The sequence below is a fragment of the Acetobacter suratthaniensis genome, assembly GCF_017377745.1.
Classification (GTDB): Bacteria; Pseudomonadota; Alphaproteobacteria; order Acetobacterales; family Acetobacteraceae; genus Acetobacter; species Acetobacter suratthaniensis.
The window spans coordinates 112,908-137,527 of the sequence record NZ_JAFVMG010000001.1 but is presented as its reverse complement, the minus strand read 5'-3'; the positions used below and the strand labels follow the sequence as shown (position 1 = coordinate 137,527).

Sequence of the window (24,620 nt, the reverse complement as noted above, 5' to 3'; positions counted from 1 at the left end):
ACAGATCGCCGGAAAAGAGGCCGCTCAGCCGCCCCTTCAGTCAGCGCGGATCAGGGTGCCGGAACCCGATGCCGTAAACAGTTCCAGCAGGCAGGCATGCGGGATACGCCCGTCAATAATGACAGCCGCCCTCGCCCCGGCCTGCACCGCTTCGATACAGGTTTCAACCTTGGGAATCATCCCGCCGGTAATAACGCCGTCCTGAATGGCCTTGCGGGCCTCGGTTGCACTGAGTTCGGGAATAAGCTTGCCCTGCGCATCAAGCACACCGGCCACATCCGTCAGCATCAGCAGGCGGGTGGCATGCACCGCCCCGGCAACAGCCCCGGCGGCCGTATCGGCATTGATGTTGTAAGTAGCGCCATCCTCACCCAGCCCCACGGGAGCGATCACCGGGATCAGGCCCGAACCCGATAGCGCGTAAATCACGCGCGGATCCACCTTCACCGGCTCACCAACAAAGCCGAGGTCCAGCACGCGCTCGATTTCACTATCGGTATCGCGCACCGTCCGCTTGAGCTTGCGGGCGGTAATCATCTTACCGTCCTTACCCGAAATACCAACAGCCAGCGCACCGGCGGCGCAGATCAGTTCTGCCACTTCCTTGTTGACCGAACCGGCCAGAACCATCTCGATCACGTCCACCATATTGGCGTCGGTCACACGCAGGCCATCAACGAAGGATGAGGGAATATCCAGCCGCTCAAGCATCTGGTTAATCTGCGGCCCGCCGCCATGCACCACCACAGGGTTGATGCCGATCAGCTTGAGCAGCGCTATGTCCCGCCCGAATGTCTGGGCCAGATCGCGGTTGCCCATGGCATGTCCGCCGTATTTGACCACAATGGTATCGCCCGCATAGCGGCGCAGATACGGCAGCGCACCCGCCAGAACGGCGGCCTCCTGCGCTGCGTCAAGCTGAAGACCGGAAGAAGGAACCTGAGGTTCGGTCATATTCTGCAGTCCTGTTCGTCGTCTATCCGCCACTCTGCTCACGGCAGAGCAAATTCCGCAAGTTCAGCCCGGAGGGCTTCCATACCGAGCCCGGTCTGGCTGCTGGTCAGTGTCAGATAGGGAAATGCTGCGGGATGTTTGGCAATAACCGCCTCTACCTCGGCCTGCTTGCGTGCAAGCGGGGTGGGTTTGACATCATCACACTTGGTCAACACAACCTGAAAGCTGACAGCCGCACGATCCAGCAGATCCATGACCTCACGATCATGAGTTTTCAGCTCCACGCGCGCATCAAGCAGCAGCACAACCCGGCGTAGCACCGGGCGGCCGCGCAGGTAGTCAAACATCATGTCCTGCCAGTCTTCCTTGACCGACTTGGCGGCGCGCGCATAGCCATAACCGGGCATATCCACCAGCATGAGACGCCCGGCCAGATCAAAGAAATTGAGCTGTTTAGTGCGCCCCGGCTCGGAAGAGGCCCGTGCCAGCGTCTTGCGCCCTGTCAGAGCGTTGACAAGACTGGACTTGCCTACGTTGGAGCGCCCGGCAAACGCGATTTCGGGCAAGGTCAGCGGGGGAAGCTGCCCCAGCTTTTGCGCACCAAACACAAAGTCGCATGAACCGGCAAAAAGCCGCCGCCCGTTTTCCAGGGCGGCGGCGATGGCGTTGTCATCCTTCAGTTCCCTGAAGGTGGTAGGGCCGGTGTTCATTTTTTCTCTACCAGTTGAGGCTTGGCATCTGCTGCACGCAGGCGACCCATGATCACCACCTGCTGCAACGCTGTCAGGATATTGCTCCAGCAGTAATAGATGACCAGACCCACCGGCTGCCGCGCCATGAAGAAGGTAAACAGCAGCGGGATGAACATCATGACCTTCTGCTGGGCAGGGTCCATGTTGCTGGCGCTGGAACTGACCTTCTGCATCAGGAACAGGGTTGCACCATACATGATCGGCCACGCCCCCAGCACAAGGAAAGGCATGATCTGCGTGGGATCGAAAGGCACCAGACCGAACAGGTTGAACACGTTCGTCGGATCGGGCGCAGAAAGATCCTTCACCCAGCCCACAAAGGCCGCATGACGCATTTCAATGGTCACATACAGGTCTTTATAGAGACACCAGAACACCGGAGCCTGAATGAACAGCGGCAGGAAACCGCCGAACATGCTCACGTTCTCCTTGCGATACAGCATCATGATATTCTGCTGCAGCACCATCGGATCGTCCTTGTGCCGCGCACGGATGGCATCCACCTGCGGTTTCAGGCGCGCCATCTTCCAGGTCATGCGCATCTGCTTGACGGTCAGCGGCAGGAACACAACCTTAACGATCACGGTAAAGATCAGCAGCGCCCAGCCAAAGCTGCCGAATTGCTGATAAAGCAGATCCAGCACGAAAAAGACCGGACGGGTCAGGAAGGACAGCCACCCGAAATCGACTGCTTTCCAGAACATGGGAACATGAAGCTGGGTTTCGTAGCGATCGAGCAGACGCACTTCCTTGGCGCCCGCAAATACATGTGCCTGCGACGAGGCGCTGGCACCCGGTGCTACCACCACAGGGGCTGCCCCCGTAAAGCCCACCTGATACTGGCCCTTGGTCGCCTGCCAGCCATAGCTGCCCACGACGGCGGCTGTCTGGTCAGGCAGAACCGCCATCAGCCAGTATTTATCGGTAATGCCAGCCCAGCCACCTGTGCCCTGATGGCTCCATGAAATATTGTCTGGCGGCGTGCCACCCGTGCGTACGGATTTGTAGGAGCCTTCATTCAGGCGCCCATCCACCACAGAAATCGGGCCTTCATGCACCAGCATGCCCCCGGTTTCCTCAGGGGTATAACCACGGTTAACACGATAGAACGGATACAGTGTCACAGCCTGCGCCGTAGCGTTATGCACGCTCTGCGTCAGAGTGAACATGAAGTCCTGATCAACCGCCAGTTTCACTTCAAAAGTCAGGCCCTGACCATTATCCCAGCTCAGGGTCAGCGGATGCTTATCATCCAGCGTCGCACCCGAGGCATGCCATAGAGACTGACTGTCAGGCAGACGCACCTGTGTATCAGGGGCCGCACGCCAGCCAAAATCCACAAAATCCGCACGGGAAGTAGCAGCCGGGCTAAGCACGCGCACATCCGGGCTGTCTGGCTTAACGGTTTCGCGGTACTGCTTGAGCAACAGGTCATCAAGCCGGGCGCCACGCAGGTTAATGCTTCCCATGACGGCCGGCGCATCAATAGCGACACGGGCCGGTGCATCACTAGCCGTGCTGTCGGGCGTATCAGAATGGGAAACTTCTGCCGTATCGCCAGCCTGTGCGGCGGCATCGGGCTTGTTCACCGACTGCGTAACAGCCGGGGGCGCGACACTGGTCGTCTGCTGCTGCGCCTGCGGAAAGAAATATTCAAATCCGAAGAGCACGGCCGCCGAAAGCAGCGTTGCCAGTATCAGACGTCTTGTATCCATAAGACCCTATCCATCATGCTCAAGCGCCCCGCCGCGACGATCGGGGGTCTAGCCATCTTTCTGGCAGAGCCTTAGCGCCTTGCGGAAGTCAGACACAAGGGCGTCGAACGGGCGGGTCTGTGTTGCCGCGCGGCCTATCAGAACCAGATCAAGGCCATTGAGCGGCGTATCACGCTCGACATTTCGCACAACCTCGCGCAGCCTACGCCGCACCCGGTTACGCACCACCGCGTTGCCGACCTTTTTGGTTACCGTAAACCCTATCCGGGCGGCCCCGGTATCGGTCCTGCGGACAAGCTGGAGCACCAGCCCCGATACCGGGGCTTTGCGTCCACGTGCCGCCAGAAAAAGGAATTCCTTCCTTTTTTTCAGCCTGCCGGAACGCTCGGGAACAGGCTGCGCCTGTTCCGCTCCGCAGGAACCGTCGATCAAGACCGGAACTTAAGCGGAAAGACGCTTACGGCCCTTGCTGCGACGGTTGCCAATGACCTTGCGGCCACCTACGGTAGCCATGCGGCTACGAAAGCCGTGACGACGCTTGCGGACCAGCCGGGACGGTTGATAAGTGCGCTTCATGGTGGCGCTCCCTTCGTTCTAAGAATCAGATATGCATTGCCAGTGGCCGCCGGAGCACCACCCTCTTGAAGAGGCGGCTTATAGAGTTCAGATAAGGGAACGTCAATGGAGGGCGCAGAGTCGTCTTGCGTTCCTCGCCTACTTCCTTATCAGGGCCGGACTGGCATGACCTTTTTCTCTTCCGCCGCACGGGTTCTCGTGCTGGCTTTCTGCCTTCCTGTCATGGGGGGGCTACTCGCGGCCTTGCTGGGGCTTTCCTTCCCCGCGGCCCTGCTCCCCCTGATTGGTGGCGCAGCACTCGGCGCGTGGCTGAGCCTGCGTGCGCAGGCCGGTGCCACAGAAAAAGCGCCACCAACTCCTGCTCCTGCTCCTGCGGCACTCACCGATCCTGACCCAAAGCTCAGGCATGATATTCGCGGCATTGTCAGCCCGGCCATGCTGGCGGCAGAACAGCTTTCCCTGAGCACTGATCCGCAGATCAGCAAGGCTGGCACAACAATCAATGACTGTCTCGACCGCCTGACAGCCCGCCTCAAACAGCCACCACGCGGAAATTAGCCCGCTCAGTCTGGCCGTTCGATCAGTTCCACCTTGTAACCGTCGGGGTCTTCCACGAAGGCGATAACGGTTGTACCGAACTGTACTGGCCCGGCCTCACGCGTGACCTTGCCGCCCCCGGCGCGCACGGCTTCCACCGTAGCCGCCACATCAGGCACGCCCAGAGCAAAATGCCCGAATCCGGTGCCTATGACATAGCCATCATCCTGCCCCCAGTTATAGGTCAGCTCAATTTCAGCCTGCCCCGCCGCATTATCAGCAAAACCGATAAAAACCAGCGTATAACGCCCTTCAGGCACGTCGCGGCGGCGCAGCTCACGCAAGCCCAGCAGGCGGTAAAACGCCAGACTTGCTTCCAGATCGCGTACACGCACCATAGTATGCAGATAACTGGGCATGGTGGTTTTCTCCTTTTATATGTCGTCCTTACGGTGCGTTCAGACCAGCCTCGGATTCCGGCCTGACGGCCAGCAGGAAAAGCCCCAGCCGATCCGCAGCCTCCACGCAGGCATCCCGATCCATCAGCAGGGTATGGCCTGCCTCAAACGCAATCCCCCGCAAACCCGCCGCGTGGGCGTTGCGCACGGTAGCGGGCCCGATGGCGGGCATGTCGGCACGCTTTTCCTGCCCCGGCTTGAGCAGTTTGATCAGCACACCGCCCTCGCCCGGCTGACGACACTCCCCTGCCCGTGCCAGCATACGATCCGTGCCTTCCATGGCTTCGACGGCAAGCACCACGCCATTCTGCACGACACAGCCCTGTCCGATATCAAGCCGCCCCAATGCCTGAACCACCGCGATACCCTGCCGGATATCGCCCTGCGCCTGCGCATCGGGCTGCCGCTGCCCCAACACACCGGGCTGCTCCACCACGGCCTGTGTTAGAAACTCATGCGCACCCCGCACATGAAACCCTTCTTCCCCCAGAATTCGAACAAGGGCTGCCAGCAGGCCATCATCTCCGGCGAATAAAGCCCGTCCGAGCCGCGCAAGAATCCGCGCACCTTCCGCATCGGGGCACAGGCTGCGCAGGGAGGGCCGCCTGATCGGGCCTATCAGCACCAGATCAGTACAGCCGTGCTGGCGCAACAGCGCCAACATCTGCCCTGCTGCACCTAATCTGACATATTCATGGGGCCAGGATTCAATAACGGCGGGCTCCGCAAAGCCTGCAAATCCCAGAATGAAAACAGGCCGTCCGGCTGCTGCCACCGCCCGCGCTACAGTGCCGGGCAAAGGCCCGCCACCGGCAAGAATTCCAACGCCACCCACGGGCGTTATCACGCGTCTTCCATATCCTGACCACGTCCCTGCTCACGAGCGGAACGCACAAGGCCGCGGCTACTCGGCGCATCAATAAAGGCAAGGATTTCCTGCACGCGCTGATCCTGCGCAAACGCCTGCCGGACAGCGTCAAGGCGGACGGCAAAAGGCTGATCACCACCATTTTTGGGGTACAGGCTCAGAAAAGCCTTTCGCATCCGATGGATTTCATCAGATTTCACGCCATTGCGGCGCAGCCATATCCAATGCAGCCCGACCAGTCGCGCACGGTTACCCAGCACACTTCCATAGGGGATGATATCAGCTTCCACCCCGGTTACACCACCCACAAGGGCTGCGTGGCCAATGCGGACAAACTGGTGAATAGCGGCAGACCCCATAATACGGGCGTCATCACCAATACAGACATGGCCACCCATGACCACGTTGTTCACAATAATCGCGCGGTTACCCACCACGCAGTCATGCGCGACATGAGCGTTGGCCATAATCAGCACATCAGTACCGACACGGGTAATGCCCGCCCCCATCGCTGTGCCGCGATGGATGGTGACATGCTCACGCACAACCGTACGCGCACCCACCTCGCACCGCGTTGGCTCACCCTTGTATTTGAGATCCTGCGGCGCCATGCCAACTGTGCAGAAAGGAAAATACCGTGAGGCAGCGCCGAGACGGGTGTGACCATCCACCACCACATGGGAAATGAGTTCCACGCCGTCTTCGATCACGACATCCGGCCCAACCGAACACCATGGTCCAATGGTCACACCGTCGCCCAGTTGAGCACCGGGTGCGACAATCGCAGTTGGGTGGATAACGGTCGCTCTAGCTTCCTTTACAACGTGCACCACGTTAATTTCCTACCCACTACCTTACGCAAGTCGCGTACCATACTCAGCAGTTTGCACGGTTTTACCGCACAAGCAAACCACTGTACCCTGCCCTGAATACGAGGCAATTAGCCCATTATCATGGCACTGAAGGAGGCTTCTGCCACCACAATGCCATCAACATGAGCCTCGCCCTTGAATTTCCAGACATTGGAGCGATGACGCTCTTTGGTCACATGGATACGCAACTGGTCGCCCGGCTCAACCGGACGGCGGAACTTGGCGCCCTCGATGGTCATGAAATAGACCAGCTTACCTTCAAACGCTTCACCCAGCGTCAGCACGACAAGCGTTGCCGCCGTCTGCGCCATGGCTTCCACGATGAGCACGCCCGGCATAACCGGCCGCCCCGGAAAATGCCCCGGGAAAAACGGCTCGTTTACCGAGACATTCTTAATTCCGGTTGCTTTCACACCCAGAACGATATCTTCCATCCGGTCAATAAGAAGGAAAGGATATCTGTGTGGAATCGCCTGCATGATGCGGTTTACGTCAATCCGATCAATCGTCTGAACGTCGCACTGCGATTCTTGTTTCGTCTCCACGTCCCCAAGACCACCCTTTTCGCCAGATATAGTCCGGCCTGTGTTCACACCTTGCCTGTCTCGCCCTGAGCGGTTCCAGACGCTTTTTTTGCCAGCTTCCGCAGAACGGCCACGTTACGGAAAAACTCCCGGAACGGCATGGCCGGACTACCGATGACATCCGCACCGCCTTCGATATCCGACATGACACCACACTGCGCACCGATACGCGCCTTGGTGCCAATACGGATATGACCGATAAGACCGGCCTGTGCGGCAACCGTTACATAGTCCTCCAGCACAGTAGAGCCGGAAATACCAGCCTGCGACACTACAATACAGCAGCGCCCCATCTGCACATTATGCCCGATCTGTACCAGATTATCGAGGCGCGAACCCGCCCCGATCACCGTATCGCTGACTGACCCGCGATCAATCGTGCTGTTGGCGCCAATTTCCACATCGTTTTCAAGGATAACCTTGCCAAGTTGCGGAATGGTTTCAAACCCTGCCGGGCCAACTGCAAAACCAAAACCATCCTGCCCGATACGCGCACCCGGCAGAATAATCACCCGCTCACCCAGCAACGCATGCGAAATGCTGACATGATTGCCAATCCGGCAGTCACGCCCCAACCGCACACCCTGCCCGATAACGGCATGAGACCCCACAACGCAACCCGGCCCGATCTCGGCATTCGGGCCGATAACCGCAAAAGGCTCAATCTCGGCTTCAGGTGCAACACTCGCAGAAGGATCGACGCAGGCCAGCGCATGAATACCCGGCCGTGCTGGTGCCAGCGGGTGAAACAGGCGCGCGACGCGCGACCACGCCAGATAAGGCGAGGCCGTAACCAGTGCCGCACATCCGGCAGGCACCTTATCCACAAAGGCAGGGGCGACAATAACCAGCCCAGCCCGTGTCTGCTCAAGCAGAGGGGCATAACGCCGGTTGTCCAGAAAGCTGACATCCGCAGGGCCAGCCACCTGCAACGGTGCGATCCCTGCATAGTCGCGTACGACCCCATCGCCCGCCTTGGCCGGAACCAGTTCGGCTCCCGCGGCTTCTGCCAGTTGCTCCGCCCCAAAAGGACCCGCGCGTGTAAAGAAGCGAGGGTCCGCCGGACCGGATATCTCCTTTCCGGCTGTCATGCTTACGGCGTTCCAGCGGTGGGCTGTACCACTGGTGCCGGGCCAGTGCGGACAACAGACTGCGTCGTGTCAGCGGTTGTCGGCATCTTGCCAGACTTGGCAAGCTGCTCAGGATCTTCATTCGCAGCGGGGATAAAGACCGATGGCAGGATCTTGTTCAGATTTACAGCCACTTCATTGGTAATATCCTGCCCGTCCACATGCAGGGCAACCTGCTCGCTATGGAGCACGAGGTTCATGCCATGGGCGGAGGCCACCTTCTGGATCACCTGCACCAGTTCACGCTCGATCTGACCGAGAGAGACCTGGGCCGCTTCCTGAATAATGCGGTTGCGGTTACGGAAATCACGCTGAGCCTTCATGACACGTGCCTGCAGGGCGCGCTCACGGCTCTGGATCTGGTCAGAAGAGAGCGACTTGGCCTGAGCCTGAAGGCTCTGCTGCTCATCGCGCCATGCAGCCTGCTCTTTCTGCAGATCCTGCGCCAGCGCATCGCGGCGCGCACCCAGAATATGCTCGACCTGCATCGCAGCCGTGGACTGACGCATGACACCGCCAACGCTGATCACACCGATAACGGTTGTCGGCGGGGGTGCTTCCTTGGCGATTTCAGGCGCATCGGGAATATTGGGCTGCGGCAGAACCGGCGGAGCCTGATCGGCTTCCTGACTATCAGCCGGGGGGGCTGGCAGCGCTACCGGCGGAGGAGCCGCACGATGCGTTGCCGCATGCTGCGGCGGCACGGCGGGCTGGCTGGCCTTGGGCACAAACCAGCCTTCTCCACCTTCCGCATGGGCGGCAGGCATAACCGAGGCTAAAACAGACAGACAAACCGCCCCGACCAGGGCTGCTTTAGTACGCACGTGCATCATTACCTCAGAATTGCTGGCCGAAACCAAAACGCAGAAGCTGCGTACGGTCATTGTAGCTGCGGATAAGCGGCACACCCAGATCCACATTCAGCAGACCAAAGGGACTTTTCCATGACACACCGGCACCCACGCTGACGCGGGGCGAAATCATGTTACCGCTGACAGGCGTATAACGCGAACCGGCTGTCGCCGGATCCGTGTAGAGCCTGCGCACACGCAGGCCCGTAACCGTGCCCATATCAGAGAAGACACGGCCACCAAGCCCCATGCTGGAAACGAAGGGCAGCGGGAACGTAAGCTGTGCGGAAGCGTTGTACATGAAACGCCCACCCAGCAGATCTTCCGATGCCTGCCCTGTGCGGCTACCAACGCTACGCGGGCCGGCACCACCGTCCAGGAAGCCGCGCAGGTTGTTACCACCAAGGTAGAAGTTATCGATCACATCGCGGCGGCCATTGCCCCAGTCCGCCATCCAGCCCGCGCCACCGCGGAAGGAAAGCGTCCAGTCATGGCTGTTGGTCAGATCATCCAGCGGGATGTAATATGCCCCGTTGATCTTGCCCCGCACGTAATCTTCATCACCCCCGATGCCTGCGAAATCGCCACCAGCGGACACGTAGTAGCCCCGATGCGGTGCCATACGGTTATCACGACGGTCATACATGACCGTGGTGCTGAGCTGGGACAGCAGCGATGCGCCCTGCTGGTCAAGAATATACCATGAAGCCTCGCTCCATGCGTCATTCACCCAGCGGCGGATCAGGCTGTAGTTCCAGGACTGCGAGAGGTAGCGATTATAGGAATACCCCATACGCAGGGTAATACCGTAACGGCCTTCCGAGTAGTTCTGGTACGTCTGGTAATTATTCTCGATAAAGAAGATATCCGCGCCAACCACGAGGTTACGTCCCATGAAGGACGGGTTGGTGATCGAAATATCCGCCTGCTGCTGCCAAAGGGACAGGGTGCCCGAAATACCGGCATCCACACCCGTGCCAAGCAGGTTATGCTGTTTGAGCCCAACGTTACCGATCACGCCCACGTCAGTCGAGTAACCGCCACCAAGCGAGAACTCGCCTGTGGGTTTTTCAACCACGTCCACCGCCACGTTAACACGGTCCGGCGCACTGCCGGGCGTATCCTTGATGTCAGCACTTTTGAAGAAGCCAAGGTTCTGCACGCTTTCCTTGGCGTATTTCTTGTAGCTGGCGCTGTAGGGATCGCCTTCCGCGAAGGGAAGCTGCGCACGCACAACGTGATCCTGCGTGATGGTATTCCCGTTGATATCAATGCGCTCGATATAACGGCGCGGCCCTTCGCTGATATCGAAAAGAAGATTGATAATCCGCTTTTCAGGGTTACGCGCGATTTCGGGATGCACCTGCGCGAAGGGATGCCCTTCGGCCTGGAGGAGTTCCTCCATATCGGTCGCATTGTCCTGCACGGCCTTGCCATCGTACCACTGGTGGGCAAACAGCTCGACATGCTTACGCATTGATTCAGCCGGCACATGGCGCAGGCTTGAGCGGATATCCACCTTACCCAGACGGTAGCGGACACCTTCATCCACCGTAAAGGTCACGTAAAAGGACTTACGATCAGACGACAGTTCGCCCTTTACGTCCTTGATCTGGAAATCCACATACCCGTTACGCAGGTAAAAACGACGCAGCAGTTCGGCATCGTATTTCACACGCTCAGGGTTATATTCGTCGGATGACCCAAGGAAGTGATACCAGGCACTTTCCTTGGACGATACCACACCGGCCAACTGCGATTCGCTGAACGCCTTATTCCCCACGAACGCAATCTTGCGGATCATGGTCTGCGGGCCTTCGTTGATCTTGAAGACCACATCGACACGGTTATGGGCAAGACGGACGATCTGCGGCGTTACCACCGCGGAAAAACGCGCTTTCTGGGCATAAACCTGCAAAATGTGCTGGCGGTCATCCGCCGTTGTTTCCGCAGAGAAGACGGCACGCGGCTTAAGGGTCAGAACCTTGTGCAGGTCTTCATCCTTGGCGGCGTGATTGCCCTCGAACACGATGCGGTTGACAACCGGGTTTTCCTTAACCCGCACGAGCAGGTCATTGCCTTCGCGCCGCAGCGTCACATCGCTGAACAGCCCTGTGGCGTACAGGGTCTTGAGCGAGCGATCCAGATCGTCCTGCGAGAACGGATCGCCCGGCCTGACCACCATGTAGGACAGGATCGTGCTGGTTTCGATACGCGTGTTACCAGACACGCGAATATCCTCGATAATGCCATCAGCCGCCCGCGCAGCAGAAGCCCTCTCGGCAACCTGTCGTGAACCAGCACCCTGCGTCGCCATCGAGCGATGCGGAGCAGCACCAGCCTTGCGTGTTGCGACCATGACAAGTGGCAGCATACAGACAGAAAGGAACAGGGCAGACCGTTTACCCTTCAAGATCTGCCTCCAGCCATCCAGATCGTTCTCAGCACGAAGCCCACTCTCCTGCATTTTCCCGCCCGCAAGGGACGTATCCGAAATTACCCTTGTCACGCAAGACTTTCTCTTTCCGCCCAGAGGCGTTTCAACCCGCGAGCGATGCAATCCACCTGAACAGGCCAAAACCTGACAGGTCGTTAAATGTCGAGAACAGAAACAACCCAGCCAACACCGCAAAACCAGCCTGAAAACTGATCTCCTGCACCCGCTTGGAAACAGGGCGGCCCCTTACTGCCTCTATGGCATAAAAAACCAGACGTCCACCATCAAGAAGCGGTACGGGAAAGAGATTAATCAACCCGAGATTAACCGATAGCAGCGCCATGAACGAAAGCAGGCTGGCAAAACCATACTGCGCTACCTGCCCGGAGAGCTGCGCAATCTTGAGCGGGCCGCCCATTTCCTTTGCGGAATGCTGCCCGCTGAGGATCTGCCATACCCCGGCAAGGGTGCGTACGGTTGTATTCCATGTGGCTTTCGCCCCCGATACCACCGCTTGCGGCAGGGACTGGGGCTTGCCGCTATCCACCGCAAACGTCACGCCAAGCTGACCATGCGCGGGTGCGCCAGCCGAATCCGAAACGGAGCCGATTGTTACAGGCAGAACCAGATCCTGCCCCTGACGGCGCACGGCAAGGGTTGTCTGGACACCGGCACGCCCGGTCACTTCGCCCAGAATATCTTCCACGCCATGCACGTCATGCGTACCCACACGGGTAATGACATCCCCCTGCTGCACCCCGGCCGCTGCTGCGGCACTGCCAGACTGAACCGAGGCAACCTCATCGCGCACATGCGGCTCGCCCGCCGTAGCGAACAGGAGCGTAAAGAGCACAAAGGCCAGAAGGAAGTTAAAGGCAGGCCCGGCCAGAATGACAATCGCACGCGAAGCTACTGACTTGTCATGAAAGGTACGTCCGGGAATCCACGCGGCTTTCTGCTCTTCCGTGGCGTCTTCGGGGTCTTCAAAACCGTGGGGCCGCACATAGCCGCCCAGCGGCACGGGGCAGACACGCCATTCCGTACCCGTGCGGTCACGCCATTTGAACAATGCCGGGCCAAAGCCGAGCGAAAAGACCTCGACATGCACCCCGCGCCAACGGGCGGCGAGGTAATGCCCGAGTTCATGAATGGTAACCAGCACGCCCAGGACGAAAACGAAGGAAACCAATGTACGCAGATAATCGTGTATCATCATGCCTCCGTTATCGGGCCTGAAAGGATTTTTCTCAAGCGGCGCAGGTCAGAACCAGCTTTTCCGCAGCCTTGCGGGCCTGCATATCCCAATGAAGAACGGCCTCGAGCGTATCCGCTGGCGGTGCGCCAAGCGTGCTCATAACCTCTTCTACCATGCGCGCTATATCGAGAAAACCAACCCGTTCAGACAGGAATGCCTCGACCGCGATTTCATTTGCAGCAGACAGGATAGCCGGAGCCGCCCCACCCTGCCGAAGCGCCTGCCGCGCAAGACGCAAAGCGGGAAAGCGCTCTTCATCTGGTGCAAAAAATTCCAGCGTTCCGAATGCCGCCAGATCAAGCCAGCTGGATGTTGTGGCCATACGCTGCGGCCATGCCAGAGTATGCGCGATGGGAATACGCATATCCGCCGAGCCCATCTGGGCGATCAGGCTGCCATCGGTGTACTGCACCATACCATGCACGACCGACTGCGGGTGTACCAGAACATCAATCCGCTCTTCCGGCAGATCGAAAATGCGCGATGCCTCAATGATTTCCAGCCCCTTGTTGAACATGGTAGCCGAATCAATGCTGATCTTGGCCCCCATACTCCACGTCGGGTGCTTGAGGGCCTGCGCACGGGTGGCACTACGCATGGTTTCCAGCGTGGCATTCCGGAACGGGCCACCAGAAGCCGTCAGCACGATCTTGGCAACCTGATCAGCCTGACGGTCGGCCATAGCCTGAAAAACCGCATTATGTTCGGAATCGACCGGTAGCAGCGTAGCCCCAGCTTCACGCACGGCACGCAGCATAACATCGCCCGCGCAAACCAGCGCTTCCTTGTTGGCAAGGGCAATGCTGCCACCATTGCGCACGGCGGCGAGTGTCGGCTCCAGCCCGGCGGCACCGGTAATGGCGGCCATTGTCCAGTCTACCGGCTCCGCCGCCGCCTCAATAACCGCCTGACGCCCACCGGCAACACGGATACCGCTGCCTGCCAGCAGGCCACGCAGATCTTCTGCTGCGGCCTCATCGGACAGAACCGCCAGTTCCGCACGCAGGCTCAGCGCCTGCTCAGCCAGTTTCGCGGCATTCTTCCCGCCCACCAGCGCCCGCACCCTGTACTGGTCGCGCGCCTGCTCAAGAAGATCGACCGTGGAGCAGCCGATGCTACCGGTACATCCCAGAACGGTTACGGTTTTCATGCTTTGTCTTCCACCCTGCGAACACTCAAAACCTGCGGCGGCGGACAGGATGCACCGCGCAGGACAAACCTCAATACGGCCGCTCAGAGCTGGCCCCCCGCGCTTATACCTACCCGGGCAAAAAGCGGGATACACCGCTCAGAATATCGTGCAGCCCCGCCAGCCAGAACGCTCCGGCTCCCCCCGCGCAGGCTGCAAGCCCCGCCGCAAGGGGGGCCGCTGCTGCCAGACCGTCAAACCGATCCAGCAATCCGCCATGCCCCGGCAGCAGTGTGCCGGAATCCTTGACGTTCAAAGCCCGCTTCATGGCGCTTTCGGCAAGATCACCCGCCTGAGCCGCCACACCGAGCAGAACGCCCCATAGCAGCCCGCCCGCAACACCCCCCGCACCCGCGCACGCTGCCACCAACGCACCGACACCCATAGCGCCCAGCAAACCGCCGACGGCCCCGGAACGGGTTTTGCCCGGAGAGATACGCGGTGCCAGCTTGGGGCCACCAACCATGCGCCCCACGGCATAAGCCGTGCTGTCGCTAGCCACCACAACCCCTACGACAAACACGACAGGCCAGACCCCGCCCTGACGCAGCCACAGCAGGGCCGTGCCCGCCAGCACAATCACGCACATAAGCGCCCACAAAGGGCCACCAAAAACAAATGAGAGCAGACAGAACAACATAAACGATGTCCAGTGGCCCGCTGCCGCCGCCAGCCCGGCGCACACGGCCCAGACAACATACAGCCCACCACGCCACTCCCGCACGGACAGGCCGAACAACCGGGCGGCCTCAACAGCCATCCCCCCCATGGCGGCAAGAATCAGCAGGGCATAAAGCCAGCCACCAACTCCCGTGCACACGGTTGCCACGGCTACCAGCACACCGCCTGAAATCAGCCGGGGCCGCAGATCACGCCATGCGGACTGTCCGGCTTGCGCCGTCTTACCCGCCGTCATGCGATGGGTACCGGGCGACTGCCAAAGCGGCGTTCGCGCCGCGCGTAAACATCTAGCACCGTCGAGAAATGTCCCTCGGTAAAGTCAGGCCAGTACACATCCAGAAACACCAGTTCAGCGTAAGCACTCTGCCATAGGAGAAAATTGGACAGCCTGTATTCCCCACTGGTGCGCACCACCACATCGGGGTCTGGCACATCATGCGTCCACAGATGGCTGGCCAGCATTGCTTCGGTGATATCTTCTGGTGCGAGCTGACCCGCCTTGACCGCCCGTGCCAGAGTGCGAGCCGACTGCACAATATCGCACCGCCCGCCATAAGAAAGCGCCAGCAGCAGCACCATACCCGTATTGTCGCGCGTCAGAGCTTCGGCCCGATCGAGTTCCTGCCGCAGGCTGGGGTCAAAGCGATCGAGCTCACCAATAAAACGTAACCGCACGCCTTTTGTATGCAGTTCGCGCACTTTATGCCGCAGGTAGTAGCGCAGCAGGCTGGTCAGATCAGAGACTTCCTGCGGGCCGCGCGACCAGTTTTCGGAAGAAAACGCGTACAGCGTCAGATATGGCACCCCACGCTGCATGGCCGCGCGTACGCAGCGGGCCACGGCCTCTGCCCCGGCTTTGTGTCCTGCGATATGGGGCAGCCCGCGTTCACGCGCCCAGCGACCATTTCCATCCATGATGATGGCAACATGCGTTGGAACGGACATGTTTTTTTCAGCCACACCAGACGACATCGCAAGAAAAGCTCCAAAAAAAACCGGTTTTATCAACGCAAAGCTGCGCCGGATCAGACCTGTTTGATTTCCTTGTCCTTTTCAGTCAGCATGTCATCAATTTTTTTCACATACTGATCAGTGAGTTTCTGAATAGCATCAGACCAGGTCTTGATGTCGTCCTGACTGATTTCACCTTTTTTCTCGAAACCCTTGGCCTTGTCCATGCCATCGCGCCGGACGCCACGCACAGCCACCTTGGCACCTTCCGCATAGCGGGCCGCGGCCTTGGCCAACTCGTTACGGCGCTCCTCGGTCAACTGCGGAATGGGCACGCGAATGGTCTGGCCTTCGCTAGCCGGGTTCAGGCCCAGACCGGCATCGCGGATAGCCCGCTCAACAGCGCCGGACAACGCCCTGTCCCATACCTGCACGGTAATCATGCGCGCTTCCGGCACAGCAATAGAGCCGACCTGCGTAAGCGGCACTTCACCACCATAGGCTTCAACCCGAACGGGTTCGAGCAGGGCCGGGCTGGCACGCCCCGAGCGCAGACCGGAAAAATCACGCCGCAGGCTTTCAAGCGCACCATCCATGCGACGTTTCAGATCATCCATCAGGGCATTCAAGTCAGACACGGCGGTTTCTCCCGTTACCTTGTACAATGCGGCGCTGCCCGCGCCGCAGTCATATCCTATTCATCACACCGCAGGCGCGGCGATCATTCATGCGGTTTCGATAATCCGGGTAAACGGCCCTTCTCCGCGCATGACACGGCCAAACGACCCTTCCTCTCCGATATTGAAAACAATAATCGGCAGGTTGTTTTCACGCGCGAGACTGATAGCTGCGGCATCCATGACGTTAAGCTGGTTGGCCAGCACGTTCAGGTAAGTCAGCTCATCATACCGCACAGCGTTGGGGTCATGTTTAGGGTCTGCGGAATAGACGCCGTCAACCTGCGTACCCTTGAGCAGAACCGTACATTCCATTTCCGCTGCACGCAGAGCGGCGGCTGTATCGGTGGTAAAGAACGGATTGCCCGTACCTGCGGCAAAAATGACCACGCGCCCCTTTTCCATGTGGCGCACCGCACGGCGGCGGATATAGGGCTCGGCCACAGACGACATCTGGATAGCCGACATGACACGGGTTGGAATCTGTTCGCGTTCCAGCGCGTTCTGGAGCAGCAGCGCGTTGATGACCGTGGCCAGCATGCCGGCATAGTCACCTTGCGCGCGATCCATACCCTTGGCCGCCGCAGCTACGCCCCGGAAAATATTACCCCCGCCCACCACAAGGCAGACTTCGATCCCACCGCGCACAACCTGGGCGATATCCTGTGCAATACGCTCGACGGTTTTCTGATCAACACCGAAGGCGCCGCCGCCCATCAGGGCTTCACCCGAAACCTTGAGCAGTACACGTTTGCGGTTTGGCGTTTCGCCAGCACAAGCAGTCATTGGCCCTCAACAAGCAAGCAGTCCGCAACAGACCCTTCCACGCACCCGTATGGGCCACATGTCAGGGTCGCCCTCTCTTATCCCTCATGGCGCACGGCCACAAGCGTTCAGGCCAAACTGGCAGCCTTTATGGCACGTCATCCAGCCCGATTGCCCTCAGGCGGGCGCGCTCTTCATCCCAGCCCGAACGCTCCTTAACGTTCAGGAACAGATGGCACGGGCGCTCCAGCAAAGAGCCAAGCTGCTTGCGGGCGCGCTCGCCAATCTGGCGGATTCTCTGGCCGCCATCTCCGATCAGAATCGCCTTGTGGCCAGCGCGCGCAACGTAAATTGTGACATCAATCCGCACAGAGCCATCGGGGCGTTCCGTATAGCTCTCTGTTTCCGCCGTGGCGCCATAGGGCACTTCTTCATGCGTCTGCATAAAAATCTGTTCGCGCACCAGTTCGGCCGCCAGCAGGCGGTCGGGCAGGTCGGTCAGATCATCCTCGGGGTAGAGATACGGCCCCGGCGGCAGAGCACCCGCCAGTTGGTCAAGCAGATCATCCACACCATTGCCCGTGCGCGCACTGACCATGAAAACATGCTCAACCGGTAAACGCTCCGTAATGGCTGCCGTCAGCGGCAACAACGCACCGGGGGAAACAAGATCGGTCTTGTTCAGCACCAGCCAGACCCGGCGCTTGGTCGTGGCCAGACGGTCCACGATTTCGCTCACCGCTTCGTTCAGGCCCGAACGCGCATCCACCAGCAGCAGCGTGATGTCGGCATCTTCAGCACCCGTCCATGCCGCTGCCACCATCGCCCGGTCGAGCTTGCGCCGCGGGCGGAAAATGCCGGGCGTGTCCACCAGCAGGATCTGCGTTGTCCCGCGCATGAGAATACCCAGCACTCGAAAGCGCGTGGTCTGCGCCTTGGGAGAAACAATGGACAGCTTAGCGCCCGCCATACGATTGAGCAGAGTGGATTTGCCCGCATTGGGCGCCCCCACCAGTGCTGCAAAACCGCAGCGTGTCGTATCCGCCATATTCCGAGCCTCAGCCATTGGGCTTGCCTTCCAGTTTTTCCAGCAGAGCGGCGGCAGCGGCACTTTCCGCCGCGCGCTTGTTGCCTGCGCGCCCCTCTCCCGCCAGACCGCCCGCCGTCACCCTGACGACAAAAAGCGGCGCATGGGACGGGCCATCCGCCCCGATCGTTTCATAAACGGGAAGCGCCTGCCCCCGTCCCAGCACCCATTCCTGCAGGGCTGTTTTGGGGTCCTTGGGCGGGCGGGCCTGCGCATCAAGCTCGGGCGTCCAGCACAGGCGCACAATCTTGCGGGCGGGATCAAGCCCGCCATCAAGGAACACGGCACCCAGCACCGCTTCCAGCGCATCGGCCAGCACATTGGCGGCTGTCCGCACGCCTGCCTTAGCCTCATGGGCGGCTACGGTCAGGGCATCGGGCATATCAATCCGTTCGGCAATGCCCGCCAGCGTGGTGCGCGAGACCAGATGCGCCAGCCGTGAGCCAAGTGCGCCTTCCTGCTCGCTCGGATAACGCTCCAGCAGCCATTCAGCCATCAGCAACCCCAGAACACGGTCGCCAATGAACTCAAGCCGTTCGTTGGAGCCTGCCCCCTTGGCCTGCGCCCGCTTACGCCCATTGGTTTTATGGTTAACCGCCGAGCGGTGCGTCAGCGCCTCGCCCAGCAGGGATTGATTGGCAAAAACGTACCCAAGGCGCACCTGCAGGGCGCGTGCGCCATCATGTGGTTCACCCATTGTCACTGGATACCCTGCATCAGGCGGCCCCAGCGGATTTCCTGCGGCCAATGCCAGACCTGCCAAAGCGGATAATCAGCCGAAACAGAGAAGAAAACGCGCTGTGCCCGGCCTACGAGGTTTTCCATCGGCACAAACCCCAGATCCTTCGGCCCGTCCCCCATGAAGCGGCTATCCGCGCTGTCATCTCGGTTATCGCCCATTGCGAAAAAATAACCCGGCGGCACAACATAATCGGGCGTGTTGTTCTGCGGGCCTTCATTGGTCAGCTTCAGGATTTCGTGGCTGACAGGGCCAGCCCCCTGAATGCTCGACGGCAGTTTTTCAGTGCAAGCATCCCCCGCCATGCTCGTATCGGTTTCATCATGGGCGATATAGGGATGCGGATTATCGCACGGCACCGGCGCATCGTTCAGATACAACTGCCCATCGGTCACACGCAGATGGTCGCCCGGCAGGCCGATCACCCGTTTGACGTAATCAACCGAGGTGTCCTTGGTAAAGCGAAACACCACCACATCGCCCCGGTGCGGTTCGCCCCCCCATATCCGCCCATTGAACAGATCGGGCGAGAACGGCAGGGAAAAACGGGAGTAACCATAGGTGTATTTGGATACCCAGATATAATCCCCAACCTGCAGGGTCGGGATCATGGAACCTGATGGAATCACAAAAGATTCAAACAAAAAGGTTCTGACAATAACCACGACCACAACGACCGTGAAAAATGTACGCACGTATTCGAACAGGCTCTGCCGCATGCTAACCGGCTGCTCTGACCGGGCTGAAGAGTGATCCTGTGTATTCATCCTGCTTCCGCCCTGCCCGCTTTTTGTCTTAGTTGCCGTAAAAAGAAATTCTGGCGGATCAAGCCGCGCACGCCCGGTTGTGTCAACCCGGCACGGCCGAGATAAAAACCTGCGCGAAGGCGTAGGGCACCTCATCCGTCAGGCTGAGCGCCAGCCGGGCCGTGCTGCCGGGGGGCGTTATCTGCGCCAGTCTCTGGGCCGCCACACCGCTCAGGCAGAGCACCGGCTGCCCGCCCGGCAGGTTTTCAACCCCGATCTGGGCATGGGTAACCCCTTGCGCAAATCCTGTACCCAGCGCTTTGGCGCAGGCCTCCTTGGCGGCCCAGCGTTTTGCATACGTGCCAATTCTGGCCTGCCCGCAACGCTTTTCAGCCCATGCACGTTCCTGCGGCGTAAAAACGCGTTCCATAAAACGCTGGTCAAAGCGCGCCAGCATCCGTTCGATGCGCCGCATGTCACACAGGTCAACGCCCACGGCAATCAGGCTCATGAACGCGCCCTGTCCACCTGCGTAATGCCCGAAACCGCACGCAGCCCGGCGATAACAGAGGAGAGATGCCGTAGATCCCTGACCTCCACATCCACCAGAATTTCCATGAAATCCAGTTGCCGGTTGACGATTTTGAGGTTGACCGTAGCCGCATCCCCACGGGAGATGACATTGGTAATGGCCGCCAGCACCGAAGGCTCGTTTTCCGCCACGATACTCACACGCCCGACACGCATGGGCCCGGTATTACCGGTACGGGCCATGGCATCGTAATCCCAGTCCACATCAAGGAAACGCTCCGGGGTGGCGGCAAAATTTTCCAGCGTCTGACACGAACGGGTGTGAATGGTCACCCCCTTGCCCGTAGCCACCACGCCGACAATCCTGTCTCCCGGCAGAGGGTGGCAGCACGCGGCATAATGCACGGCCACGCCAGCCCCAAGCCCCACCAGCGGAATAGCGCCACCCGCAGGTTTGCGCACAAACGCACCCGGAGCCGCACCCGTGCGCGGCCCCGCCGTACCCAGAACCCCCGGCAGCCCTGCCAGCATACGCGGCACACGCTGCACACGCCGCAATTCGGGATAAGCCGCATGCACAACTTCGCGCGCACCCAGAGCCCCCGTGCCGACAGCCACGTACAGGTCGGGCAAGGACGCCTGTTTGAGCGCCTTGAGCGTGGTTTCGATAACTTTTTCGGAGCCATCCACGCCTTCCTGACGGAAAGCCTTGGCCAGCGCAGCCCGCCCACCATCAAGCGAGACCTGACGCTGCTGCTGGGTAACATAGCGGCGGATACGGGCGCGCGCCTTGCCCGTAACAACGAACCGCTCCCATGAGGGAGAGGGCGCCCCGCCACGGGCGGTCATGATTTCTACCTGATCGCCATTTTCCAGCTCGTGCCGCAGGGGCATAAGCCGGCCATTGATCCGTGCCCCCACACAGGTATCGCCAATCTGGCTATGCACGGCATAGGCGAAATCAACCGGCGTGGCCCCACGCGGCAGGGAGATAAGCTGCCCCTTGGGGGTGAAGCAGAAAACCTGATCCTGATACAGTTCGAGTTTGGTGTTCTCCAGAAACTCATCAGGAGCGGACGACGCTTCGAGAATTTCAAGCAGATCCTGCACCCAGCGCGGTCTGCGCAGGCCGCCGTAGCCGCCCTCCTGCACACCGGTGCCTTCCTTATAGGCCCAGTGCGCCGCCACACCGTTTTCAGCGATGTCGTGCATGGCCTGCGTGCGGATCTGCACTTCAATTTTCTGGTTACGGGGCGAGCGGAGCGTCACCCCCGTATGCAGGCTCTGATAACCGTTGGCCTTGGGGGTAGAAATATAGTCTTTGAACCGCCCGACAATCATCGGATAGGCAGCATGCACCGCGCCCAGCGCCACGTAGCAGTCCTCGCGCGTGCCAACATTCACGCGGAAAGCCATGATGTCCGAAAGCTGTTCGAAGGCGACATTGCGCCGCTGCATTTTCTCCCAGATCGAATAGGGAGACTTCTCACGCCCGGAAACCTGCACATCCTTCAACCCTGCCTCGTGACAGAGTCGCAAAAGCTCACGCCGGACATCCTCGATCACATCCGCCCCCTGCCCGCGCAGGTAGTTCAGGCGGGTGCGAATCGTATCATCCGCTTCGGGTTCAAGCTGGGCGAAAGAGAGGTTCTGCAACTCCGTCTTGAGCCGGTCCATACCGATACGCTCAGCCAGAGGGGCATAAATATCCAGCGTTTCACGCGCGATACGCTGACGGCGATCCTGACGCTCCACAAAATGCAGCGTGCGCATGTTGTGCAGCCTGTCCGCCAGCTTGACCAGCAGCACGCGGATGTCTTTGGACATGGCGAGCACAAGCTTACGGAAATTTTCCGCCTGCTTGGTGCGGTCAGACTGCAACTCAAGCCGGGTGAGCTTGGTTACGCCATCCACCAGATCCGCCACTGTCTGCCCGAATTCGAGCTTGAGCGTTTCATGGTTGACGCTGGTATCTTCTATGGTGTCGTGCAGGAGCGCGGTGCAGACAGACTGAACATCCAGTCCGAAGCGGGCCATGATCATGGCCACCGCAAAGGGGTGGGTTATGTAGGGGTCGCCATTGTCGCGCTTCTGCCCCGCATGGGCGGCACAGGCCACGTCAAACGCACGGCGGATCATATCCACATCCGCGCGCGGCGCGTAGCTGAGCACGCGGCTGACCAGTTTTTCGCAGTTCAGTCCGCCCCGCGCGGCCTCGTCATCCACCCCGGCAGACACAACGGACACGGACGTGCCGCTGCTGTCTCCCGTCAACGGGCCAGTGCCCGGAACCTCAGCTCCCGCGGGGGTCACCAAAGCATTTACCGGCGGGCGCGGCCGGTCAGGGCTGCCTCGATGGCGCGGGCGTCATCGGCGGTTTCCTCCTCGACCGAGACTTCCTGCAGACCAAAGATGTTCTGCTCGGTCGGCACGAGATCCTGCACTTCTTCTTCCACGGGCTCGGGCTCGGGCTCGCGCGCCTGAGAGCGGATCAGATCGCTGCGCAGGCCGGTCAGCGAGACGGTTTCCACCGCGATCTCGCGCAGGGCGACAACAGGGTTCTTGTCGTTATCGCGGTCGATGGTCAGTTCTTCCCCCCGTGAAATGTTGCGGGCGCGCTGAGCCGCGTACACAACAAGTTCAAAACGGTTGGAAACCTTTTCTACGCAGTCTTCGACGGTGACGCGGGCCATTACGAAGAGCCTCCAGACAATTCAGCTTACGGATTCAGCAAAGAGATACAAACATCGACAATACTGCATCAGCCCCCCGCAGGGAAGGGCTATTCCCTTATCCGGCGGATTTCCTGCCCCTGCACCGCTTTGAGCATAGCCTGCATGTCCTGCCCGGAGCGGGGGTGCCGCCAGTCTGGCAGCACGTCATTGAGCGGCAGCAGCACAAAGGCCCGCTCATGCGCACGGGGGTGCGGCAGCACCAGCCGCTCGCTCTGCTGGCAGAGGTCATCAAACGCAATAAGGTCGAGATCAAGCGTGCGGGCTGCATTAGGCACGGAACGCTCACGCCCGTTGTGCGTTTCTATGGTATGAAGGCAGTCCAGCAAGGCATCCGGACTCAGATCAGTCTGGCACAACACCACCCCGTTGACATAAGGAGGCTGGCCCGAAGGGGGTACGGGAGCACTTTCGTACCAGTGCGAAACGGCCTGCACACGCAGGCCCGGCGTATCGCGCAAAGCCTGCACGGCTTCAAGGCAGGTGGCGCGGGCATCCTGATCCGCACGGGGCAGGTTGGCACCAATGGCAATAAGGGCAGTCGCGAGATGCGCCTGACCTGAGCAAACTGACATAAGGCTCTCTCTTAAAGAAAAAACGTTAAGCAATTGGTAACTTATGGTTGGCGCTTGGGAACGAATGCAATATTCTTGCGGTTTCGGCTATGCCGCCGTTCCAAAAATGCCTGGCAGGCATATTCCTGCCACAGAATGCAGAAATATAAAGACCGGTCATTCAGCGAAGCTCTTACTCCATTCGGAAAATTTCAAGACAGACCGACTGCAGGACATCAGAACAAGAATTTGGAAGGGAATGACACGTGAACCTCAAAAAAGATGAAAAAACCTGTCTGTTCATAGATGGATCGAGTTTGTACTCAACATCCCGCGGCCTCGGCTTTGATGTGGATTACAAGAAACTGCTCGATTTTTTCACGTCGAAATCTCACGTGATCCGCGCTTATTATTATGCCGCCATACTCGATACGGAAGATTATTCTCCCCTCAAACCGCTGACGGACTGGCTCTCCTATAACGGCTATTTTCTGGTGACCAAGCCCGCGCGTGAGTTTACCGATTCCACCGGCAAGCGACGCGTCAAAGGCAATATGGACATCGAAATCGCGGTGGATATGCTCGAAATGGCACCCCATATCGATCATGCCATCCTGTTCAGTGGCGATTCTGATTTCCGCCGCGTGGTGGAAGCCGTGCAGCGACAGGGTACACGCGTATCCGTCGTGTCCTCCATGAAATCATCCCCGCCACTGATTGGTGATGACCTGCGCCGTCAGGCTGACCAGTTCCTTGATCTGGCGACACTGGGTGCGCATTTCACCCGCCGTCAGATGGAACCCGCCCGACTGCGCCAGAATCAGCCGCCAGTGCGCCACCCGGCAGACCAGATGAGCGAACCCGAAGACGATCCGCTAAGCTGAAAATTAACAGTTTTCATCAGACCTTGCGCAGGTTACGGCATGGACAGACCGCGCGATATGCCTCACAAAACTTAACAACGAGCGGGAACTTTCTC

At 59.6% G+C, this 24,620-nt stretch carries 27 protein-coding genes; 2 read left to right on the top strand and 25 right to left on the bottom strand.

Annotated features, from left to right (window positions below):
- Positions 1-36: 36 nt before the first annotated feature.
- The 5 genes from argB to rpmH are packed head-to-tail and all read right to left on the bottom strand — an operon-like array spanning position 37 to position 3,997.
- Positions 37-954, bottom strand: a complete 918-nt coding sequence (gene argB, locus J2D75_RS00695; RefSeq protein WP_207851805.1) for an acetylglutamate kinase — start codon at positions 952-954, stop codon at positions 37-39.
- A gap of 38 nt (positions 955-992) precedes the next feature.
- Complete coding sequence (yihA, locus tag J2D75_RS00690; RefSeq protein ID WP_207851803.1) at positions 993-1,664, bottom strand: ribosome biogenesis GTP-binding protein YihA/YsxC; 672 nt, start codon at positions 1,662-1,664, stop codon at positions 993-995.
- Positions 1,661-3,421, bottom strand: coding sequence for a membrane protein insertase YidC (gene yidC, locus J2D75_RS00685; protein WP_207851801.1), 1,761 nt, complete (start codon positions 3,419-3,421; stop codon positions 1,661-1,663). Before yidC ends, yihA begins: the two co-directional genes overlap by 4 nt.
- 48 nt (positions 3,422-3,469) lie before the next feature.
- Positions 3,470-3,850: a ribonuclease P protein component gene (rnpA, locus tag J2D75_RS00680; RefSeq protein ID WP_207852748.1), complete on the bottom strand. Its 381-nt coding sequence runs from the start codon at positions 3,848-3,850 to the stop codon at positions 3,470-3,472.
- A 12-nt stretch (positions 3,851-3,862) separates the two neighbouring features.
- Entirely contained in the window at positions 3,863-3,997 is a 135-nt protein-coding gene (gene rpmH, locus J2D75_RS00675; protein ID WP_207851799.1) for a 50S ribosomal protein L34, read from the bottom strand.
- Between the two features lie 165 nt (positions 3,998-4,162).
- Here rpmH and J2D75_RS00670 point away from each other — a divergent pair, with 165 nt between their 5' ends.
- Positions 4,163-4,555: a hypothetical protein gene (locus J2D75_RS00670; protein ID WP_207851797.1), complete on the top strand. Its 393-nt coding sequence runs from the start codon at positions 4,163-4,165 to the stop codon at positions 4,553-4,555.
- Positions 4,556-4,560: 5 nt separating this feature from the next.
- On the opposite strand, the gene gloA is transcribed toward J2D75_RS00670, so the two are convergent.
- The 20 genes from gloA to folK all read right to left on the bottom strand — a co-directional run bounded on the left by gloA (position 4,561) and on the right by folK (position 23,662).
- Positions 4,561-4,953 carry a lactoylglutathione lyase gene (gene gloA, locus J2D75_RS00665; RefSeq protein ID WP_207851795.1) on the bottom strand — a complete coding sequence of 131 codons (393 nt, stop codon included), beginning with the start codon at positions 4,951-4,953 and terminating at the stop codon, positions 4,561-4,563.
- A 28-nt stretch (positions 4,954-4,981) separates the two neighbouring features.
- A complete protein-coding gene (locus tag J2D75_RS00660) occupies positions 4,982-5,836 on the bottom strand; it encodes a UDP-2,3-diacylglucosamine diphosphatase LpxI domain-containing protein (protein ID WP_207852746.1) in 855 nt (284 codons plus the stop codon).
- Entirely contained in the window at positions 5,836-6,690 is an 855-nt protein-coding gene (gene lpxA, locus J2D75_RS00655) for an acyl-ACP--UDP-N-acetylglucosamine O-acyltransferase (protein WP_207852744.1), read from the bottom strand. The genes J2D75_RS00660 and lpxA overlap by 1 nt, the downstream gene beginning before the upstream one ends.
- A gap of 110 nt (positions 6,691-6,800) precedes the next feature.
- A complete protein-coding gene (fabZ, locus tag J2D75_RS00650) occupies positions 6,801-7,229 on the bottom strand; it encodes a 3-hydroxyacyl-ACP dehydratase FabZ (RefSeq protein WP_456304227.1) in 429 nt (142 codons plus the stop codon).
- A gap of 92 nt (positions 7,230-7,321) precedes the next feature.
- Complete coding sequence (gene lpxD / locus J2D75_RS00645) at positions 7,322-8,407, bottom strand: UDP-3-O-(3-hydroxymyristoyl)glucosamine N-acyltransferase (RefSeq protein WP_207851793.1); 1,086 nt, start codon at positions 8,405-8,407, stop codon at positions 7,322-7,324.
- Between the two features lie 2 nt (positions 8,408-8,409).
- Positions 8,410-9,279, bottom strand: coding sequence for an OmpH family outer membrane protein (locus tag J2D75_RS00640; RefSeq protein WP_207851791.1), 870 nt, complete (start codon positions 9,277-9,279; stop codon positions 8,410-8,412).
- 4 nt (positions 9,280-9,283) lie between these two features.
- Positions 9,284-11,764, bottom strand: a complete 2,481-nt coding sequence (gene bamA / locus J2D75_RS00635; protein ID WP_207852740.1) for an outer membrane protein assembly factor BamA — start codon at positions 11,762-11,764, stop codon at positions 9,284-9,286.
- A gap of 73 nt (positions 11,765-11,837) precedes the next feature.
- The gene (rseP, locus tag J2D75_RS00630; protein ID WP_207851789.1) at positions 11,838-12,950 is read right to left on the bottom strand and encodes an RIP metalloprotease RseP; all 1,113 of its coding nucleotides are present in this window, start codon (positions 12,948-12,950) and stop codon (positions 11,838-11,840) included.
- 31 nt (positions 12,951-12,981) lie between these two features.
- Positions 12,982-14,139: a 1-deoxy-D-xylulose-5-phosphate reductoisomerase gene (dxr, locus tag J2D75_RS00625; RefSeq protein WP_207851787.1), complete on the bottom strand. Its 1,158-nt coding sequence runs from the start codon at positions 14,137-14,139 to the stop codon at positions 12,982-12,984.
- A gap of 109 nt (positions 14,140-14,248) precedes the next feature.
- Positions 14,249-15,094, bottom strand: a complete 846-nt coding sequence (locus tag J2D75_RS00620) for a phosphatidate cytidylyltransferase (RefSeq protein WP_207851785.1) — start codon at positions 15,092-15,094, stop codon at positions 14,249-14,251.
- Positions 15,091-15,804, bottom strand: a complete 714-nt coding sequence (gene uppS / locus J2D75_RS00615; protein ID WP_408736718.1) for a polyprenyl diphosphate synthase — start codon at positions 15,802-15,804, stop codon at positions 15,091-15,093. The genes J2D75_RS00620 and uppS overlap by 4 nt, the downstream gene beginning before the upstream one ends.
- Positions 15,805-15,884: 80 nt before the next feature.
- On the bottom strand, positions 15,885-16,427 hold the full coding sequence (gene frr / locus J2D75_RS00610; protein WP_207852738.1) for a ribosome recycling factor: 543 nt from the start codon (positions 16,425-16,427) through the stop codon (positions 15,885-15,887).
- A gap of 108 nt (positions 16,428-16,535) precedes the next feature.
- Complete coding sequence (gene pyrH, locus J2D75_RS00605) at positions 16,536-17,273, bottom strand: UMP kinase (RefSeq protein ID WP_207851781.1); 738 nt, start codon at positions 17,271-17,273, stop codon at positions 16,536-16,538.
- Positions 17,274-17,400: 127 nt separating this feature from the next.
- Entirely contained in the window at positions 17,401-18,300 is a 900-nt protein-coding gene (gene era / locus J2D75_RS00600; RefSeq protein ID WP_025860743.1) for a GTPase Era, read from the bottom strand.
- Between the two features lie 10 nt (positions 18,301-18,310).
- Entirely contained in the window at positions 18,311-19,036 is a 726-nt protein-coding gene (gene rnc, locus J2D75_RS00595) for a ribonuclease III (protein WP_207851779.1), read from the bottom strand.
- 2 nt (positions 19,037-19,038) lie between these two features.
- Positions 19,039-19,845, bottom strand: coding sequence for a signal peptidase I (gene lepB / locus J2D75_RS00590; protein WP_207851777.1), 807 nt, complete (start codon positions 19,843-19,845; stop codon positions 19,039-19,041).
- 82 nt (positions 19,846-19,927) lie between these two features.
- Positions 19,928-20,335 carry a holo-ACP synthase gene (gene acpS, locus J2D75_RS00585; RefSeq protein WP_207851775.1) on the bottom strand — a complete coding sequence of 136 codons (408 nt, stop codon included), beginning with the start codon at positions 20,333-20,335 and terminating at the stop codon, positions 19,928-19,930.
- Positions 20,332-22,602 (bottom strand): RelA/SpoT family protein, encoded by a 2,271-nt coding sequence (locus tag J2D75_RS00580; protein WP_265782771.1) that lies wholly within the window; start codon positions 22,600-22,602, stop codon positions 20,332-20,334. Before J2D75_RS00580 ends, acpS begins: the two co-directional genes overlap by 4 nt.
- A gap of 74 nt (positions 22,603-22,676) precedes the next feature.
- Positions 22,677-23,048 carry a DNA-directed RNA polymerase subunit omega gene (rpoZ, locus tag J2D75_RS00575; protein WP_207851771.1) on the bottom strand — a complete coding sequence of 124 codons (372 nt, stop codon included), beginning with the start codon at positions 23,046-23,048 and terminating at the stop codon, positions 22,677-22,679.
- Positions 23,049-23,137: 89 nt separating this feature from the next.
- Entirely contained in the window at positions 23,138-23,662 is a 525-nt protein-coding gene (folK, locus tag J2D75_RS00570; protein WP_207851768.1) for a 2-amino-4-hydroxy-6-hydroxymethyldihydropteridine diphosphokinase, read from the bottom strand.
- 245 nt (positions 23,663-23,907) lie between these two features.
- On the opposite strand from folK, the gene J2D75_RS00565 reads away from it, so the two are divergent.
- Positions 23,908-24,525 carry an NYN domain-containing protein gene (locus J2D75_RS00565; RefSeq protein WP_207851766.1) on the top strand — a complete coding sequence of 206 codons (618 nt, stop codon included), beginning with the start codon at positions 23,908-23,910 and terminating at the stop codon, positions 24,523-24,525.
- Positions 24,526-24,620 lie beyond the last annotated feature (95 nt).

Bases quoted from the DNA above. Each gene is read 5' to 3' on its own strand.
- argB (WP_207851805.1), bottom strand. From the start codon at position 954: ATGACCGAACCTCAGGTTCCTTCTTCCGGTCTTCAGCTTGACGCAGCG.
- yihA (WP_207851803.1), bottom strand. From the start codon at position 1,664: ATGAACACCGGCCCTACCACCTTCAGGGAACTGAAGGATGACAACGCC.
- yidC (WP_207851801.1), bottom strand. From the start codon at position 3,421: ATGGATACAAGACGTCTGATACTGGCAACGCTGCTTTCGGCGGCCGTG.
- rpmH (WP_207851799.1), bottom strand. From the start codon at position 3,997: ATGAAGCGCACTTATCAACCGTCCCGGCTGGTCCGCAAGCGTCGTCAC.
- J2D75_RS00670 (WP_207851797.1), top strand. From the start codon at position 4,163: ATGACCTTTTTCTCTTCCGCCGCACGGGTTCTCGTGCTGGCTTTCTGC.
- gloA (WP_207851795.1), bottom strand. From the start codon at position 4,953: ATGCCCAGTTATCTGCATACTATGGTGCGTGTACGCGATCTGGAAGCA.
- lpxD (WP_207851793.1), bottom strand. From the start codon at position 8,407: ATGACAGCCGGAAAGGAGATATCCGGTCCGGCGGACCCTCGCTTCTTT.
- J2D75_RS00640 (WP_207851791.1), bottom strand. From the start codon at position 9,279: ATGATGCACGTGCGTACTAAAGCAGCCCTGGTCGGGGCGGTTTGTCTG.
- bamA (WP_207852740.1), bottom strand. From the start codon at position 11,764: ATGCAGGAGAGTGGGCTTCGTGCTGAGAACGATCTGGATGGCTGGAGG.
- rseP (WP_207851789.1), bottom strand. From the start codon at position 12,950: ATGATGATACACGATTATCTGCGTACATTGGTTTCCTTCGTTTTCGTC.
- dxr (WP_207851787.1), bottom strand. From the start codon at position 14,139: ATGAAAACCGTAACCGTTCTGGGATGTACCGGTAGCATCGGCTGCTCC.
- J2D75_RS00620 (WP_207851785.1), bottom strand. From the start codon at position 15,094: ATGACGGCGGGTAAGACGGCGCAAGCCGGACAGTCCGCATGGCGTGAT.
- uppS (WP_408736718.1), bottom strand. From the start codon at position 15,804: ATGTCCGTTCCAACGCATGTTGCCATCATCATGGATGGAAATGGTCGC.
- frr (WP_207852738.1), bottom strand. From the start codon at position 16,427: ATGGATGATCTGAAACGTCGCATGGATGGTGCGCTTGAAAGCCTGCGG.
- pyrH (WP_207851781.1), bottom strand. From the start codon at position 17,273: ATGACTGCTTGTGCTGGCGAAACGCCAAACCGCAAACGTGTACTGCTC.
- era (WP_025860743.1), bottom strand. From the start codon at position 18,300: ATGGCGGATACGACACGCTGCGGTTTTGCAGCACTGGTGGGGGCGCCC.
- rnc (WP_207851779.1), bottom strand. From the start codon at position 19,036: ATGGGTGAACCACATGATGGCGCACGCGCCCTGCAGGTGCGCCTTGGG.
- lepB (WP_207851777.1), bottom strand. From the start codon at position 19,845: ATGAATACACAGGATCACTCTTCAGCCCGGTCAGAGCAGCCGGTTAGC.
- acpS (WP_207851775.1), bottom strand. From the start codon at position 20,335: ATGAGCCTGATTGCCGTGGGCGTTGACCTGTGTGACATGCGGCGCATC.
- rpoZ (WP_207851771.1), bottom strand. From the start codon at position 23,048: ATGGCCCGCGTCACCGTCGAAGACTGCGTAGAAAAGGTTTCCAACCGT.
- folK (WP_207851768.1), bottom strand. From the start codon at position 23,662: ATGTCAGTTTGCTCAGGTCAGGCGCATCTCGCGACTGCCCTTATTGCC.